A 16,679-nucleotide genomic window follows, 5' to 3' on the forward strand; every position below is an offset into this window, starting at 1 on the left:
AAGGTCGCCGCGCTGCCGCCGGTGTCGGTGCCGCGCGTGCCGAAGGAGGAGAGCACCAATGCGCCGATCGCGAGCTTCTCCCGGCACAATGGCGGCTGGAGCGTGACGTTCTCCTTCGCCGATCCCACCATCGGAATTTCATGGCGCATGGCCGGCAACGGCGATTTCCGTGAGACCGGCTTCATCGATACGCTCGACCCGCGTACCCGCAAGCGGATGCCGAACCCGTCGATCGAGCTGCCGCCGGATGCGCAGGCCGGCACCATCGAGGTCCGCTACGTCGATGCTTCCGGCGACATGCAGGGGCCGTTCCCGATCAAGTTCGATCCCGAGGCGGCTCTGATCCGCGACCAGCGCAAGATCCTCGACATGACCGCGACGAGCTGGCTCTCGTTCCGCCAGTTCAACGGGCTCCTGGTGTATTATTCCCACCTGGTGTCGTACCGCTGCGCGATCCGCGAGGCGCGCATCGGCATCGACACGGCGGTGCCGGACAGGGTGCTGAAGCTGCCGCCTTGCGATCTCCGCGATCCCTCGGCCATCACCGCCGGCATGCTGCTCTATGAGAAACTGCCGCCCGCGACGCAGTTCATGTCGGTCGAATTGACCTACCGTGACGGCAGCGTGTCGGAGGTCAAGAGTTTCCGCACGGCGAACCGCAGCAACAATTAAGCGGTTCGTTTTGATCGGCGAGGCGGCTTTGACTTCTGCCGATCCTCTGTCGCACGGTGCGTTGAAGTTTCGGGAGCGAGAGGAAATACGCGATGCGTATCCAGGCGCTCGTAGGGCAGGAGCCGGAGGTCGGCGACGCCGTGATCGGGCGTATCCACGATCAGGATTTCCTCCGCCAAACCTTCGTAGAAGGCGCGGAAATGGGTCTTGGAACGAAGCACGATGACGTCGAAGTCTTCAGGGCGCAACCCGAACACGCCGAATGCATCACCATCGACCGCGAACGCAAAGGCGCTGACGACGCTCACCGATACGCCATCGACGTCGAGCAAGGCCGTCATTCCGAGGTCGACGGGCATGCCATGCATGTAGGACCCCGACACGCGGTATGACTTGGGGCCAGCCCACAGCACGCGTCCGATCACGTCCAAGGTCGGTCCCGCCTTCTCCGAGCTGTGGCCGCCAAGCTGAAGCTTCACCATCGCGCCAACACCGGCATCGAACGCCTTCTGCGCCGCGGCCGCATCCCAGAGGAATGGCACGGCGGCCCTTGCGACGCGGCGCTTCAGCAGCTCCGCCAGCAGGTACGTGGAATCGTTCATTCGGTCCGCGTGCTCGACCAGCACGTATGGACGTCCCTTTGCCTCGCGCCGTGTGAGGCCTGCACACGCCCGGGAGACCGCTGACTCTGCGGTGTAGACGTCGAAGGGCCTGTAAAGCGCGTGCCGTTCGCGCCAGACCCGCTCCGAAAGATGGTCCGCGATCCTCTGAGCGCGCGCCGGGTCGCCGTCCGTGACGCACAGCGCAGAGAAGCCCGCATTGTGCGCGTCCGCGTAGGAAAAGCCCGCCATCAGCGAAATGTCGGTGTAATGCTGGCTGTCGTGTTCGATCCGCTGTCCTTCCTCGATAATGTCCGCCAGGGGGCGCAGCGCGGTCGCACTGAAGATCGACGGAACGAGCACGCCCGGCTTTGCGATTGCCCATGCCGGCGAAATCTCTTCCCGCAGCGTGCGCAGCATGCAGATCGCGGCCCGGCGTCCCGTGTCACCCGTGTCCGTGTGCGGCGATTTCCGATAGGCGAACGCCGCGGTCTCGTTCTTCAACGTGTCCGCGTCGATGTTGCCATGGTAGTCCAGGGCGACGATCAAGGGCTTGTCTTTCCCCAAGACGCCACGCACCGTGTCGATGATGAAGCGCTCAGGGTCGGGATAGGATGCCGTCCAGCACGCGCCGTGGAGGAAGAGCAGCACGCCATCCAGGTCCGGGAGTGCGCGGACACTGACTGCCATCTCGTCCGCATAGCGTCTGACCGCCTCGTCGGTCGCAGGTCCGACGGCGCCGAGGGCGGTGTGGACGAGGGGGACCAACTCCACGCTGTCCTGTTCGCAGACGTCGATGAAGCCTCCCATCACCGTGTTCGTGCCTCGGAGCTCTTCGACGATGCGATTCCCGCGCAGGGCCACTTGCTCGAAATCGTCCCAGGTCGAGGCGACCGGCAGAAAACTCACGGACTCAATATGAAATCCGGCGACAGCGATCCGAAATGGCTTGCGCGGGCGAGGGTCGGGAAGACGGGGAATTGGAGCCTTGTAGAGCACTACGACGCCTCCTAAGCCGAGACGACAGGCCGGGCCATCAGGTGCCGCGGAATCGCAAAGATCAGTCCGGCCGCGGCGAATAGCCCGATCGCCAGCAGCGAAACGCCGGCCGTATTGCTGCCGGTCAGTTGACCGAGAAGGCCCAGGATCGTCGGACCGGCAAATCCGGCAATGGCCGCCCCGATATTCACCAGTCCGGCACCGCTGGCCGCAGCGGTCCCGGCAAGCACGCGCGATGGCAGGCTCCAGAACATGGCGAGCGTGCACTGGATGCCGGAGATGCCGACGGTCAGGCACAAGAGGGAGAGCACCGGCACGTCTCGCATTGTCACACTTGCGACCAGCACGACTCCGCCAGCGATCAGGGGCAGCGCGGTATGCCAGAGCCTCTCGCCGGTCTTGACTGAGTGGAACGAATTGACCAGCATCGCGCAGGCGGCGATGAAATAGGGTAGGGCGGTTACGACGCCGATCTGGAAGTTCGTCAGCCCGCCGATCGACTTGATCATGCTCGGCATCCAGAACACGAGGCCGTAATTGCCGAGGTTGTAGAGAAACGTTGTCGCGAACAGAATCCAGAGCGTCGGCTCACGCAAGGCAGGTAACAAGCTCGTTTGTTTGTCCCGGGATTCCTGGGTGAGCTCCCGCAGCACCAAAGCCTTCTCGCCAGGTGTCAACCATTCGACACCGTCCGGTCGTTCGATAATCGCTTTGGTCGCGAACAGCCCGAGCAATATCGCCGGCAGCCCTTCGAGCAGGAACATCCATTGCCACCCTTTCAGGCCGTAGCCGCCGTGGGTCGCATCCATGATCCAGCCGGACATCGGGCCGCCGACGATCACCCCGAGCGGCAGGGCGAGGAACAGCAGGGACATCACCTTGCTCAGCCTGTAGGAGGGAAACCAGAGGCTGAAGCAGGCGATCACGGCCGGGAAGAAGGCGGCCTCCGTCACACCGAGCAGGAATCGAAGTGCGTAGAAGCTGGCCTCGTCCCGGGTCAGCAAGGTCGCGACTGAGACGAGCCCCCATGCGATCATCGATCCCGCGATGCACTTCCTGGGGCCGTGGAGTTGAACCAGATAGCCCGCGGGCACCTGGAGCAGGAGATACCCGATGAAGAACAAGCCTGCACCGAGGCCATAGGCCGCCTCGCTCAGACTGAGGTCGTGGACCATGCCGAGCTTGGCAAATCCGACGTTCACCCGGTCCAGATAGCCAAAGAAATAACAGACCAGAATGAACGGAACGATGCGAAGCACGATCTTCCGATATGTGGCATCGGCCTCGGTCACATCGGATGGTGCGGCCGCCATCATCGGCATTGACGAGGCAAGTTGCTGCTGGGTAGGCATCGGTGCTACTTGTTTCCTTTGGTTCGGCGATCCCAGGGATCGTAGGAACCGCCATCATTGAGGTCCAATGCGGGTTCGCTTGCGACTGATGAGAGCGCCGCATGAAAGTCGAGAACGCTGAACTCGAGGCCTTCGTGATCGCGGCAGAGCTGCTGAATTTCCAGCGTGCCGCCGAGAAGCTTCATCTCACCCAGCCTGGTCTGTCGCGCCGGATCCAGAAGCTGGAGCAGACGCTGGGTGTCGAACTGTTCAGCCGCACCACGAGGTCGGTGGTCCTCACCGGGGCCGGACGCCACTTCCTTCCAATGGCTCGCCAGCAGATCAACAACCTGAACGGAATGCTGGATTCGATCCGCGAGGTCGCTGAGAAGCGCTTTGGCAAGATACGGGTGGCCAGCATCCCTACCGTGGTCTGCCAGGCCTTTCCGTCCTTGCTGAAGACGTTCAGCGGGCGTCATCCAAACGTCGGTGTGCAGGTCTTCGACGGCAATCAGGACTTTGTCGTTCGCCACGTATTGTCGGGCTTGGCCGAATTCGGGATCGGCGTTGACCCGGGAGAAGATCCGGATCTCACGTTCACGCCGTTGCTGGCTGATCGCTTCGTTCTGGCCATGCACAAGGATGACACGCTCGCCGCTCGCCAGGAGATCACTCTGCAAGAGCTTCAGGCTACGGCAAAGGTTCGGCTCGTCATCGGCGGGCGCGACAGCGGCAACCGGCTCCTGCTGGAGGTGTTGCTCGGAAATGCCGCCCTGAAGCTGCGATGGTTTTACGAAGTTGAACACGTCTCCTGCATCCTCGGATTGCTGGAAGCGGGTGTCGGCTGCGCGATCCTGCCGGCGACGGCGCTGCCGACAAGCTCCGGCTCCAACATCCGGGCCATTCAGATCGCTGCGCCCGAGATCAAGCGGACCGTGGGCGTCGTTCGGCACCGGTCCTTGAGCATTTCACCGATGGCCAGCGAGTTCCTCGATCTGGTGACCCGTCATCTTGGTTCCGGCACGGTGAGCCAATGAATGCGGGTAGCGATGTAAATTGGTGCTGTTATCCTGTTTACGGATCCACTTGCCAGTGAGGTCAGGATCATGGCGGCAGCGACCTCGGATCAATCCGCATCACGTTCCATAAAAGTCCGTTGCTGTATCGTCGGCGGCGGACCTGCGGGCATGATGCTCGGCTATCTGCTGGGACGCGCCGGCATCGACGTCGTGGTGCTGGAGAAACATGCTGATTTCTTCCGCGACTTTCGCGGCGACACCGTGCATCCCTCGACACTTCAGGTGATAGACGAACTTGGCCTCATCGACGGCTTCCTCAAGCTGCCGCATCAGCGCCTGCAGAAGATGGACGGCCTGTTCGGTGGCACCAAGGTGCGGATCGCCGATCTGAGCCGGCTGAACACGAAATACCCTTTCATCGCCTTCATGCCGCAATGGGACTTTCTCAATTTCCTGCGCGAGGCCGGCAGGCGTTTCTCCTCGCTCGAAGTGCTGATGAGCACGGAGGCTGTCGACCTGATCCGGCGCGGCGAGACCATCGCCGGCGTCCGCGCAACGACGCCCGATGGTGACGTCGACATCGAGGCCGATCTCACCATCGCCTGCGACGGCCGGCACTCGACGGTGCGCGAGCGCGCAGGCCTTGCCGTCGAGGAGATCGGGGCACCGATGGACGTGCTCTGGTTCCGCGCGGGCCGCAGGCCGGACGAGACCGAGAACCTGTTTGCGCGCATCGAGCCCGGCAAGATGATGGTCACCTTCGACCGCGGCGATTATTGGCAATGCGCCTATGTCATCGCCAAGGGACAGTATGATGCGGTGAGGGCGAGGGGACTACGGGCGCTGCTCGACGATGTCGTGCGCATGGCGCCGGTCCTCAGGCACGGCATCGCCGACGTCAAGAGCTTCGATGACGTGAAGCTGCTGACGGTCGCGATCAACCGTCTGAGCCACTGGACGCGACCCGGGCTGCTTTGCATCGGTGACGCCGCGCATGCGATGTCGCCGGTCGGCGGCGTCGGCGTCAATCTGGCCGTGCAGGATGCGGTCGCGACCGCAAACCTGCTCGCCGAGAAGCTGATGCGGGGCTGCCCATCCGAGGCTGAGCTCGATGCCGTCAGGCGTCGCCGCGAATTCCCGGTGAAGATGACCCAGGCGATGCAGGTGGTCGTGCAGAACAACATCGTCAGCAGCGCGCTGAAAGGCACAGGTCGGCCGTTCAAGGTGCCGCTGATCCTGCGCCTGATCTCCGCTTGGCCGTGGCTCCAGGGCATTCCCGCGCGCTTCATCGCAATCGGTGTGCGGCCCGAGCACGTTCATTCGCCGGCATCCTGACGCAGCGATTTGATAGGGATAACGCCGCGTTAAATTGCGGCGTCCGCGTTGCGCGCCTGCAACAGCGGTCCGGGATTCAAAGATCGCCAAATGCCAATCCGGCGCCTTAACTTTGTTGATTCAAATTTGAGTAAGAACTTGCGTGTGAGCGTGCGCCCATCAAAGGACACGGGATGTACCATGCGTAACAAATTGATTGCCGCCTTCGCCTGCACGACCGCTCTGGTTTCGACCGGCGCTGCTTCCGCCGCCGATCTCGCCGCGCGTCCTTACACCAAGGCGCCTGCTTACATCGAGCCGTTGTTCAACTGGACCGGCTTCTATGTCGGTGGCCACATCGGTGGCGCCTGGACCAACGAGCAGTTCATCAACAACGGGACCGGCGCGCCGTTCGGCGACCTCGTTCCGGGCCAGGGCTATCGCCAGCGCGGCGCCGGCATCATGGGCGGCGCCCAGATCGGCTACAACTGGCAGGCCAATAACTACGTGTTCGGCATGGAGGGCACGATCTCCGGCCTCGACAACAAGGGCACCGTCGTGAACACCGCGTTCGGTGCGGGCGATGACGTCTTCACCTGGCGTACGAACGTTCTCGCGACGGTCGTCGGTCGCGCCGGCTTCGCCGTTCAGAACAACCTGTTCTACGTCAAGGGCGGCTATGCCGGCGTGAACAACCGTCTCAACGTCAGCGACACCGTCGGCGCGGCTCAGGGCTCGGGCGGCCAGACTCACTGGGCCAACGGCTGGACTGTCGGCGCCGGCTGGGAATACGGCATCACCCGCAACTGGATCGTCGGCCTCGAGTACAATTACGCGGCCTTCGGCAGCCAGACCTATCAGCTCGGCGGCCTGTCCGGAAACTACACCTTCGACGCCAAGCCGCGCGACATCCAGTGGGCGGTCGTCCGCGCCAGCTACAAGTTCGACGCACCTGTGATCGCGCGCTACTGAAACCGAAAAAGAAAACGATCAGTGCCAGACTTCAAAGCCCCGGGCGGCGCCCGGGGCTTCTTTCTTTTGCGAAAGAAAGCGCAATCCCCACGATCCGGGATCGGCTGACGCGTGCGATCTTTTTTCCGAAGCGAAGAAGAGACGTCGCGCTCTACCTCGGGGCATTGACGCCAACAGGACTATGATCCTGTTGCGTGTATAGGTCGGTACGTCTGACCTTTGCGTGCGGAAAATGTCACTGTTTCGCGGATAGTGCATGCGAGCGAGCGGGAACTGCAGATTGTGCCTCGCTGCCCGAGAGGCGCTTTGTATAAATCGACTCAACGGAGCGTTCGCTCTTGCAGTTCTTCCAGGGGGCATGGATGAAAAAGACATTTGCTTTGACAGCAGGAATGTCAATTCTGCTTGCGATTTCGGGCGCGGCGTCCGCCGCCGACATGGCGGTCAAAGCACCGCCGATGGTTCCGCCGCCGGTGTTCAACTGGACCGGTTTCTACATCGGGGGCTTCGTCGGCGGTGCGGTCGCAGACCGCGACGCATCCGCGAGCGAGCCGGCCAATGCCGCCGGTTTCTTCTACAACGGGACGGGGCTCAACACCCCCTATAGCCTCGGCGCGAGCTTCATCGGCGGCGGCACGATCGGCTACAACTGGCAGAAGCCCGGCACGAACTTCGTGCTCGGTATCGAAGGCGAGGCCGGCTATCTTCACCTGAATGGGTCAAGGCAGGACGTCAACGCCGCTGCATTTGGCCTCGCGCTTCCCGATAGTGTGAATACCACCCGCATCGGCGATGCCTATGGGGTGATCGCAGGGCGCGCCGGATGGGCCGTCAACCAGGCATTGCTCTATGTCAAAGGTGGCGTCGCTTTCGTCGCCAACTCCTACAGCTTCAATGATTCGTGTGTCGGCGCTGGCCCGCCCGGCTGCGGCGGTGGCGCGCTCATCACCCGCCACAGTGACACGCAGGTGACCTACGCGGTCGGAGCTGGTGTCGAGTATGCCTTCAACACCAATTGGTCCATCAAGGGCGAGTATCTCTATCTCGGTACGCAAAAGACATATACCCAGTCCGGCGTCCTCACCGCCGGAGGCGGCGTTGGCACCGTGTACACCAACAGCAACTCCGACCCAGGCGTTCACACGGGCAAGATCGGCGTCAATTATCGCTTCGGCGGCCCGGTGGTCGCAAGGTACTAGTCTCTCCGGAGTTGCGCTGCCTACGAAGCCCCGGCTGACGCCGGGGCTTTTGTCGTGAGAGCGTTCGTTACGCCATCACCGAGAAGCCGCCATCGACCGGGATCGCCGTGCCGGTGACGAAATTCGAGGCTGATGAGGCGAGGAACACGGCGATGCCCGCGAAGTCGTCGATGTCGCCCCAGCGTCCCGCGGGGGTGCGCGCGAGCACGCGCTCGTGCAGCCCTGAGACCTGCCGCCGCGCGCCGCGCGTGAGATCGGTGTCGATCCAGCCCGGCAGGATCGCGTTGACCTGGATGTTGTCGGGCGCCCAGGCGTTGGCGCAGGCGCGCGTGTACTGCACGATGCCGCCCTTGCTTGCCGCATAGGCGGTCGCGAAGCTCGCGCCGAAGATCGACATCATCGAGCCGATGTTGATGACCTTGCCGTTGCCCGATGCCTTCAGGGCCGGATAGGCCAGCTTCGAGCAGACGAAAGCGCTGGTGAGGTTGGTGTCGATCACCTTGTTCCACTCGTCGAGCTCGAGCTCGTGCGGCGGCTTGCGGATGCTCATGCCGGCATTGTTGATCAGGATGTCGATGCGGCCGAGATCTCTGACGACGCGGTCGATCATCGCCGCGACCGCGGCCTTGTCGGTCACGTCGGTGGTGACTGATATCGCCTTCACGCCGCGCGCCTTGAGATCGGCGACGGCCGCGGTCGATTTGGCTTCGTTGCGTCCGACCACGGCGATGTCGGCGCCGGCGTCGGCGAGCCCATGCGCAAGGCCGAGCCCGATGCCACCATTACCTCCTGTGACGATCGCGACCTTGCCGCGGAGATCGAACCGGTTGGATGTCATGCTTTGCTTCCTGGTTTCTTTTATTGGTTGCTCTGCCAGATCAGGACCAGCCCGAAGCCGGCCATGGCCGCGCCGTAGCCAGCCCATTGCAGCTGGTTGATCATGAAGCTCGATCGCGGCCAGGCGAGGGTGCCCGTACCCTGTCCGATCCAGAGCAGCCCGACAGCGAGGGCAAACAGGCCTGCGACTAGCAGAATTCTGCGCATGGATTCCTCCCTGTCGGTCTGATTCTGTCGCGACCCCCGGCAGGAACGATCGCCGCCGGTCACGAAAACTTCCCGCAAGACTAGCCGCAGCTTCAGTTCGGATACAATGGCCGCGGACGCGAGACCGCGGGGAGGATGTCCGTGCGCAAGCTGATCTCGAGGCGCAGGGTGATTTTGGGCACGGCTGCTGCGGCCGTCCTTGTCGCGGCTTATGCCGGTATTCCGCGCCAAGCGGATCTGCGGGCTTTCGATCCGGCCGAAATGGCCCGGCTCGAGACCGCGATGTGGCGCGACTATTACGACAAGCGCTATGCCGCGCTGTTCTACCATCTCTACGCCTCGACGCGGATGCAGTTCGGCTTTTCTCCGCTCAGGAGCCTGCACATCGCGTTCAGTGCCGCCGAGGCGGCCAAGACGTTCCAGCCGACGCACTCACGACAGGAAGCCGATGCGGCGCTGCCGGCTCTCGTGGCGTACTACCGCGATTACGCAGCGGCCGCCCCCGTGGCGTTTGACGTGGAGCAGGCAGCCCGGCTCGAGCTCGATTGGTGGCAGGCGCGACGGGAGGCGGTCGGGCCGAACGACTATGGCATCACCATCGCACGCGTGGCCGCGCTGACCTACGGCAAGGGCGTCGACGACGCAGGGATCAGGCACTTTGGGATCACGCGGGCAGACGCCATGGCGTTCCGCGATGCAAAGGGCGAAGCCATCACCGAAGCCGATTGGGTCGCGATCGAAACCAAGCTCGTGGACGCCTACCGGTCGTTAAAGGCGAGCGTTGCGCACTAGCAAGGCCCCACAACGAAAAAGCCCCGGCAATGCCGGGGCTTCGACGCTCGATCGTGAGATCGGATCAGTACTTGGCGACGACCGGACCGGTCCAGTTGAAGCGGTAGACCAGCGAGGTCGAGATCGTCTGGTTCCAGCTGTTGGCGCGGATGCTGTTCACGCCGGTCGGCAGGTTGGTTGCGTCGACGATTTCATCCCGGGTCTTCGCGTCGTAGAAGGCCGAGCGGTATTCGGTCTTCATGAACCAGCCGGGCGAGGAGATGCCGAAAATGTTCAGGCTGTTCTCGACACCGCCGCCGACGAACCAGCCGTTGCGGTTGTAGCCGTTGAGGTGGAGGCCGGTCGGACCGCCGGCCAGGTTGGTGAAGCTGGTGCTGCCGAAGTGGGCGCCCGAGTAACCGCCGTTGACGTAGGACAGCACGTTCGGAGCGACCAGCCAGCCGAGGCGAACGCCGGCGGCCCAGGAGTCTTCCAGCTTCTGGCGGCCGGTGAGGCCGAGGAGCGGATCCTGCACGGTGCCGCGGATGCTGCCGAACTGACCGTCAGCGAACACGCCGGCGACCCAGGTGCTGTTGAACTGCCAGTCGTAGCCGAGACCGACGGTGCCGAACCAGCCCGAGCCACCCTGACGCTGGGTGATGGTGAGGGGGGTGCCGGTCGTCGTCGAGACGATGCTCTGGTCGGAGTTCGAGAGACCGCCGCCGGCGCCGCCGAAGACGTAGAAGCCGGTCCAGTTGGCAACCGGTGCAGCCATCGGGGCCTTCACGTAGGGACGGGCAGCCAGGTCGGCCGCAGAAGCCGAACCGGTCATCGCCGCAACCGCCGTCAGAGCGAGTGCAATCTTCTTCATGATTAAATCCCCAACCTTGGCAGGCGCGAGCGCACTGGAGTCCGTGTGATCTGATGCCCGGACTATAGACGGTTCTCGCCGAAATGCTGTTGCAGGGCAGGCACAGTCGCCGGAAAACGCCCGTCGCCCGGGTTGCATGACGTCGTCGTAGGAATCCAGAAAACATGAGCGATTTCATATGATTGCATGTGTTTTGAGATTCGTGACCCGGGGTAGGTTTTCGTTAGGAGTTCGCCTTTGTCCGAAATGCAGGCACTCCTGCCTCAACCGTGGTGCTGCCTGGCCCTATGAGTCGCTGGCTGAGTCGCACTCTCGGGAGACGGATCGCCATGGTTGAACGACCGGGAAAGGCCGGTGCAGCGCCCCCAAAATGAAAAAGCCCCGGCCTGAAGCCGGGGCTTTTGAAAGGGAATCGCAGGGTCAGACGTCGAGCAGCTCGTCGCTGGCGAACTCGGCCTTGTCGGAGATGAAGGCAAAGCGCGCTTCGGCCTTGGTGCCCATCAGGCGCTCGACCGAATCCGCCGTGGTGTCGCGGTCATCAGGCAGCAGGACCACCTTGAGCAGCGTCCGCTTGCTCGGATCCATGGTGGTTTCCTTCAGCTGCGCCGGCATCATCTCGCCAAGGCCTTTGAAGCGGTTCACCTCGACCTTGGCATTGGCGTTGAAGGCGGTCTTGATCAGCTCGTCCTTGTGCTTGTCGTCGCGCGCGTAAACCGACTTGTTGCCGTGGGTCAGTTTGTAGAGCGGCGGCACCGCGAGGAAGAGGTGGCCTTCGTCGATCAGCTTCGGCATCTGCCGGTAGAAGAAGGTGATCAGCAGCGAGGCGATATGCGCGCCGTCGACGTCGGCGTCGGTCATGATGATGATGCGCTGATAGCGCAGATCCTCTTCCCGATAGTGCAGAAGCTGTCCGCAGCCGATCGCTTGCACGAGATCGGAGAGCTGGGCGTTCGCGGTGAGCTTGTCCTTGCCGGCGGATGCCACGTTGAGGATCTTTCCGCGCAAGGGCAGTACGGCTTGCGTCTTGCGGTCGCGCGCCTGCTTGGCGCTGCCACCGGCCGAGTCACCCTCGACGATGAAGAGCTCGGAGCCTTCGGTGCCGGCATCGGTGCAGTCGGCGAGCTTGCCGGGCAGGCGCAGCTTCTTGCCCGCCGTCTTGCGCGCCGTCTCCTTTTCCTGACGGCGACGCAGCCGCTCCTCGGCGCGGTCGATGACGAAGTCGAGCAGCCGGTTGGCCATGTTCGGATTGCCCGACAGCCAATGGTCGAACGGATCCTTCATCGCCTGTTCGACGATGCGCTGTGCTTCGGCAGTGGCGAGACGATCCTTGGTCTGGCCCTGGAATTCAGGCTCGCGCACGAACACCGAGAGCATCACGGCGGCGCCCACCATCACGTCTTCCGAGGTGATGGACGAGGCACGCTTGCCCTGGCCGACGCGCTCGGCGTGATCCTTCAGGCCGCGCAACAATGCGCTGCGCAGGCCCGATTCATGCGTGCCGCCATCGGGCGTCGGCACGGTGTTGGTGTAGGACGACAGGAAGCCGTCGGCATCAGCGGTCCAGGCCACCGCCCATTCGCAGGCGCCGTGCGCGCCGTTGCGGCCTGACTTGCCAGAGAAGATATCGGGATGCACCAGCGTGTCGGCGTGGATCGCCGCGGCCAGATAATCCTTGAGGCCGCCGGGGAAATGGAAGGTTGCTTCCGCCGGCACGTCCTCGACGCCCTTGAGCAGCTCGGGCGCGCAATTCCAGCGGATCTCGACGCCGCCGAACAGATAGGCCTTTGAGCGCGTCATCTTGAACAGGCGCTGCGGCTTGAACGCGGCCTTAGGCCCGAAGATGTCCGTGTCCGGCTTGAAGCGAACGCGCGTGCCGCGGCGGTTGTTGATCTTGCCGAGATCCTCGAGCTTGCCCTTGGGGTGGCCGCGCTCGAAGCTCATGCGGTAGAGCTTCTGGCTGCGCGCGACCTCCACCTCGAGACGCGAGGAGAGGGCGTTCACCACGGAGATGCCGACGCCGTGCAGGCCGCCGGAGGTCTCGTAGACCTTGCTGTCGAACTTGCCGCCCGAATGCAGCGTGCACATGATGACTTCCAGTGCCGACTTCTTCGGGAACTTCGGATGCGGATCGACAGGGATGCCGCGGCCGTTGTCGGTGACGGTGAGGAACCCGTCAGCGGAGAGTTCCACGCCAATGAAGGTTGCGTGCCCCGCCAGCGCCTCGTCCATCGAGTTGTCGATGACTTCGGCGAACAAATGATGCAGCGCCTTTTCGTCGGTGCCGCCGATATACATGCCAGGCCGGCGCCGCACCGGTTCCAGGCCCTCGAGCACCTCGATGTCGGCGGCCGTGTAATCGGCCTCGCCGCCACTGGTGCGCGGCGCGGACTTCGCGGCGTTTGCGCGCCCCTTTGGCTCATGGCCCTCGAACAAATCGTCTTTGGTTTTCGTTTTCAACTGTTTGGACATATATCTTGATGTGTTTTGAGGGCCGCGGAGGCGGCGAATCGGTTGGCCTGACTATGCCACTTCTGGCTGCCAAAGGTCACCGTTGGGCAGGCCCGGCGCTGTGGGTGGGAGTTAATGCCGGCAATTTTACGCCGCAAGCTGGCCAAGTCCCGGCAATTTGACGCCTCGGTCGGTTGCAGCCCGGTCTTTGTGACTTGATGTCACACAAGTCCTTGGCTTACCAGTCTTTCCTATCTGGCAGGACCTCAAGGCGGGGCGGGAAGGCTATTTCTTGAATGGAGCAGTTTGCGCATGCACTGGCCGATTTCGTGCGCCTCCATCAGGCCTGGGCTGCTCCGATCGTGTTCCTGCTGGCGTTCGGGGAATCGCTGGCCTTCATCTCACTCCTGATCCCCGCCTGGGGGGCGCTGGTCGCCATCGGCGCGCTGATCGGGGTGAGTGGCATCAGCTTCTATCCGATCTGGATTGCCGGTGCGATCGGCGCCGCCCTCGGCGACTGGGTCTCCTACTGGTTCGGCTATCGCTACAAGGAGCACGTCGCGCAGATATGGCCGCTCTCGCGCTATCCGGAAATCCTGCCGAGGGGCGAGGCCTTCGTACGCAGCTGGGGCGTGCCCAGCATCTTCATCGGCCGCTTCTTCGGTCCCTTGCGCGCCTCCGTGCCGCTCGCGGCCGGCATTTTCGAAATGCCGTATTGGAGCTTCCAGGCGGCCAATTTCGTCTCGGCACTGGTCTGGGCCGCGGCGCTGCTGCTGTTCGGCGATGTGATCGCCAGGATCATGGAATGGATCTGGCGGCTGATTTAATTCCCGTCATTCCGGGGCGCTCGCAAAGCAAGCGAACCCGGAATCTCGAAATTGTGTCGCGAGATTCCGGGTTCGATGCTTTCGCATCGCCCCGGAATGACAACCATCACCTTGACGGGAACCGCATCTGGCCTTATAGCCGCGCGCCATGATCAACGCCGCGACCATCCTGTTCGCCCGTCGCCGCCGCCGCACTCTTGCGGTTTGGGCGGTCGATCGCGTTTGAGATCATCGTCTTTGCCGCTGGACCCGATCCGCGGCATTCTCTCTCCTGTCAGCGCGATCTGATCCGGCGGCCCCCGAGGAGGCCCAGCAGGAGACTACGATGTACACGCCACCCCATTTCAAGCCGGATCGCGCCGCGAGCCTGAAATTCGCAGGCGAACGCGGTTTCGGCATCATGTGTGCTTTCGACGGCAGGAAGCCGGTCGCTTCCCCGCTGCCGTTCTATTTGACCTATGCCGTCGACGGCACGCCGCAGGTCGCCTTTCACGTCGCCCGTCACAATCCGATGGTAAAGCTGGCAGACGGCACGGCGTCCTGGCTGCTCGCGGTGACCGGCCCCGATGCCTATGTCTCCGCGGACTGGTACGTGTCCCCGGATCAGGTGCCGACCTGGCTCTATCAGTCCGTGCATCTCAGCGGGCCGGTACGGGTGTTGTCCGACGACGAACTGTCGGTGCAGGTCGACACCCTCAGCGAGAAGTTCGAGAAGCGCCTGTTGCCGAAGAAGCCGTGGACGTCGGGCAAGATGACGGCGGGCCGGCTCGCGGCACTGAAGAAAGGGATCGTGGGTCTGGTCATGACGGTTGAAGAGGTCGAAGGCAGCTTCAAGCTCAACCAGCACAAATCGGACGCCGATTACACGGCGATTGCCAATGCGCTCGGCGCGCAAGCCGATGCCGACGCGAGAGAGATCGCGCAACTGATGCAGGACGTAAGGCCTGAGGCCTTCGCGAACGAAACCAACACGCTCGAAAGGACGGCACCATGAGCCTCACCGAGACGACGAGAGCCCCGACCTCGGGCGCAGCGAGGAAGCCTGCCACCGTCTTCGTCGATGGCGGCTCCGGCACCACCGGGCTCGGCATCAACGAGCGGCTGAAGCTCCAGAACGATGTCGCGGTGAAGACGCTTCCCGACGACAAGCGCAAGGATCCTGCGGCCAAGAAGGCGCTGATGGCGGAGGTGGATCTCGTCATCCTCTGCCTGCCCGACGATGCCGCCAGGGAGACGGTGGCGCTGATCGATAGCATGGGTCCCTCGGGGCCGAAGGTGCTGGACGCCTCGACCGCCTACCGGGTCGCGCCCGATTGGGCCTACGGTTTTCCGGAGCTGGCGCCGGACCAGGTCGGCAAGATCAAGGCCGCGAAGAAAGTCTCCAATCCCGGCTGCTATCCGACCGGCGGCATCGCGCTGCTGCGGCCGATCGTCGACGCCGGCCTGTTGCCGGCCGACTATCCGATCTGCGTCAACGCGGTGAGCGGCTATTCCGGCGGCGGCAAGTCGATGATCGCGAGTTTCGAAGACGGCAGCGCGCCGTCCTTCGAGCTCTACGGCCTCGGCTTCGAGCACAAGCATCTGCCGGAGCTGCAGCTCTATTCGAACCTGACGCGCCGGCCGATCTTCATCCCCTCGGTCGGCAATTACCGGCAGGGCATGCTGGTCTCGATCCCGCTGCAGCTCGACACGCTGCCGGGCAAGCCGACGGGTGCGGACCTGCAAGCCGCGCTCGCCAAGCATTACGCCGGCTCAAAATACGTCAAGGCGATGCCGCTTCAGAACGAGGCGAGCAAGGGCGGCCGGCTCGAGCCCGAGGCTCTCAACGAGACCAACATGCTCGAGCTCTATGTCTTCGCCAGCGACAAGTACCACCAGGCGGTACTGGTCGCGCGGCTGGACAATCTCGGCAAGGGTGCCTCGGGCGCAGCCGTGCAGAACATGCGGCTGATGCTGGGCCTGCCGGAGGAATAAGGCGACAGCCTATCCGTCGTCATTGCGAGCCACCGGGGCCGCGCGCAGCGCGGCCCGATGACAGGCTCCGCGAAGCGATCCAGGACCTCGTCGTCCGTGAAGAGCGGCTAAGCGATTGAGCTGGGATCGCAATATTCGTTGTGGCCTGTTTTGGGATTGCAGGGTTTTGATGCTTCGGGCATCGGAACCCTGCAATTTCGTTTTGAGGATTCCATCGAATCGCCAGTCATGATTCCGTCCTCGCATCGGAGGTGGCGATGCGACCGAAGAAGCCCAAAGCGACGGGATCGGGCGATCTGTTCCGAGCCAGGCTGGACCAGATCATCAACATGAAGCACGAGCTGGTTCAGCTCGCCGGCAAGGTCGACTGGGACTGGATCGACGGCGAGATTCGCGCCGCTCTACAGCGAGAACGGTCGGCCGGGCATCGCGACCCGCTTCATGATCGGGCTGCTGCTGCTCAAGCACATATACGGCCTGTCCGATGAGGGGGTGTGCGAGCGCTGGGTCCACGACCCGTATTTCCAGTACTTCACCGGTGAAGAGTTCTTTCAGCACGCGTTCCCGCATGAGCGCTCGGACCTGAGCCACTGGCGCAAGCGGCTTGGCGACAAGCTGGAGCTGTTGCTGGCCGAGAGC

General features: G+C 63.3%; 14 protein-coding genes and 2 pseudogenes. 10 read left to right on the forward strand and 6 right to left on the reverse strand.

Annotated elements, in window-relative coordinates:
- Positions 1–672 (forward strand): annotated as a pseudogene (locus tag AOQ71_RS47560) (caspase family protein); the annotation flags it as partial.
- On the opposite strand, the gene AOQ71_RS09570 reads toward AOQ71_RS47560, so the two are convergent.
- Both AOQ71_RS09570 and AOQ71_RS09575 read right to left on the reverse strand, forming a co-directional pair.
- Positions 669–2,270 carry a M81 family metallopeptidase gene (locus tag AOQ71_RS09570; RefSeq protein ID WP_245316825.1) on the reverse strand — a complete coding sequence of 534 codons (1,602 nt, stop codon included), beginning with the start codon at positions 2,268–2,270 and terminating at the stop codon, positions 669–671. The pseudogene AOQ71_RS47560 and the gene AOQ71_RS09570 overlap by 4 nt on opposite strands.
- Positions 2,271–2,281: 11 nt before the next feature.
- Positions 2,282–3,622 (reverse strand): MFS transporter, encoded by a 1,341-nt coding sequence (locus tag AOQ71_RS09575; RefSeq protein ID WP_083514087.1) that lies wholly within the window; start codon positions 3,620–3,622, stop codon positions 2,282–2,284.
- Positions 3,623–3,723: 101 nt separating this feature from the next.
- Between AOQ71_RS09575 and AOQ71_RS09580 the strand changes: the two genes are divergently transcribed.
- The 4 genes from AOQ71_RS09580 to AOQ71_RS09595 all read left to right on the forward strand — a co-directional run bounded on the left by AOQ71_RS09580 (position 3,724) and on the right by AOQ71_RS09595 (position 8,105).
- The gene (locus AOQ71_RS09580) at positions 3,724–4,638 is read left to right on the forward strand and encodes a LysR family transcriptional regulator (protein ID WP_057744999.1); all 915 of its coding nucleotides are present in this window, start codon (positions 3,724–3,726) and stop codon (positions 4,636–4,638) included.
- Between the two features lie 69 nt (positions 4,639–4,707).
- Positions 4,708–5,955: an FAD-dependent oxidoreductase gene (locus AOQ71_RS09585; RefSeq protein ID WP_083514088.1), complete on the forward strand. Its 1,248-nt coding sequence runs from the start codon at positions 4,708–4,710 to the stop codon at positions 5,953–5,955.
- Between the two features lie 180 nt (positions 5,956–6,135).
- Positions 6,136–6,906, forward strand: a complete 771-nt coding sequence (locus AOQ71_RS09590) for an outer membrane protein (protein WP_057745007.1) — start codon at positions 6,136–6,138, stop codon at positions 6,904–6,906.
- A gap of 338 nt (positions 6,907–7,244) precedes the next feature.
- A complete protein-coding gene (locus tag AOQ71_RS09595; RefSeq protein ID WP_205668211.1) occupies positions 7,245–8,105 on the forward strand; it encodes an outer membrane protein in 861 nt (286 codons plus the stop codon).
- A gap of 67 nt (positions 8,106–8,172) precedes the next feature.
- On the opposite strand, the gene AOQ71_RS09600 is transcribed toward AOQ71_RS09595, so the two are convergent.
- Both AOQ71_RS09600 and AOQ71_RS09605 read right to left on the reverse strand, forming a co-directional pair.
- On the reverse strand, positions 8,173–8,943 hold the full coding sequence (locus AOQ71_RS09600) for an SDR family NAD(P)-dependent oxidoreductase (protein WP_057745013.1): 771 nt from the start codon (positions 8,941–8,943) through the stop codon (positions 8,173–8,175).
- Positions 8,944–8,963: 20 nt separating this feature from the next.
- Positions 8,964–9,149, reverse strand: coding sequence for a hypothetical protein (locus tag AOQ71_RS09605; protein WP_057745043.1), 186 nt, complete (start codon positions 9,147–9,149; stop codon positions 8,964–8,966).
- Positions 9,150–9,290: 141 nt separating this feature from the next.
- Here AOQ71_RS09605 and AOQ71_RS09610 point away from each other — a divergent pair, with 141 nt between their 5' ends.
- Positions 9,291–9,941 carry a hypothetical protein gene (locus AOQ71_RS09610; protein ID WP_157083447.1) on the forward strand — a complete coding sequence of 217 codons (651 nt, stop codon included), beginning with the start codon at positions 9,291–9,293 and terminating at the stop codon, positions 9,939–9,941.
- A 64-nt stretch (positions 9,942–10,005) separates the two neighbouring features.
- Here the strand turns inward: AOQ71_RS09610 and AOQ71_RS09615 are convergent, their stop codons facing one another.
- On the reverse strand, positions 10,006–10,791 hold the full coding sequence (locus AOQ71_RS09615) for an outer membrane protein (RefSeq protein ID WP_057745019.1): 786 nt from the start codon (positions 10,789–10,791) through the stop codon (positions 10,006–10,008).
- Between the two features lie 420 nt (positions 10,792–11,211).
- Positions 11,212–13,260: a DNA topoisomerase IV subunit B gene (gene parE / locus AOQ71_RS09620; RefSeq protein WP_057745022.1), complete on the reverse strand. Its 2,049-nt coding sequence runs from the start codon at positions 13,258–13,260 to the stop codon at positions 11,212–11,214.
- Between the two features lie 275 nt (positions 13,261–13,535).
- Between parE and AOQ71_RS09625 the strand changes: the two genes are divergently transcribed.
- From AOQ71_RS09625 to AOQ71_RS42955, 4 genes and pseudogenes are all read left to right on the forward strand, one after another.
- Positions 13,536–14,066 carry a DedA family protein gene (locus tag AOQ71_RS09625; protein WP_057745026.1) on the forward strand — a complete coding sequence of 177 codons (531 nt, stop codon included), beginning with the start codon at positions 13,536–13,538 and terminating at the stop codon, positions 14,064–14,066.
- Positions 14,067–14,391: 325 nt separating this feature from the next.
- A complete protein-coding gene (locus tag AOQ71_RS09630) occupies positions 14,392–15,060 on the forward strand; it encodes an FMN-binding negative transcriptional regulator (RefSeq protein WP_057745029.1) in 669 nt (222 codons plus the stop codon).
- The gene (gene argC, locus AOQ71_RS09635) at positions 15,057–16,040 is read left to right on the forward strand and encodes an N-acetyl-gamma-glutamyl-phosphate reductase (RefSeq protein WP_057745031.1); all 984 of its coding nucleotides are present in this window, start codon (positions 15,057–15,059) and stop codon (positions 16,038–16,040) included. The genes AOQ71_RS09630 and argC overlap by 4 nt, the downstream gene beginning before the upstream one ends.
- Positions 16,041–16,297: 257 nt before the next feature.
- A pseudogene (locus tag AOQ71_RS42955) lies at positions 16,298–16,679 on the forward strand (transposase); the annotation flags it as partial.

The sequence above is a fragment of the Bradyrhizobium manausense genome, assembly GCF_001440035.1.
Classification (GTDB): Bacteria; Pseudomonadota; Alphaproteobacteria; order Rhizobiales; family Xanthobacteraceae; genus Bradyrhizobium; species Bradyrhizobium manausense.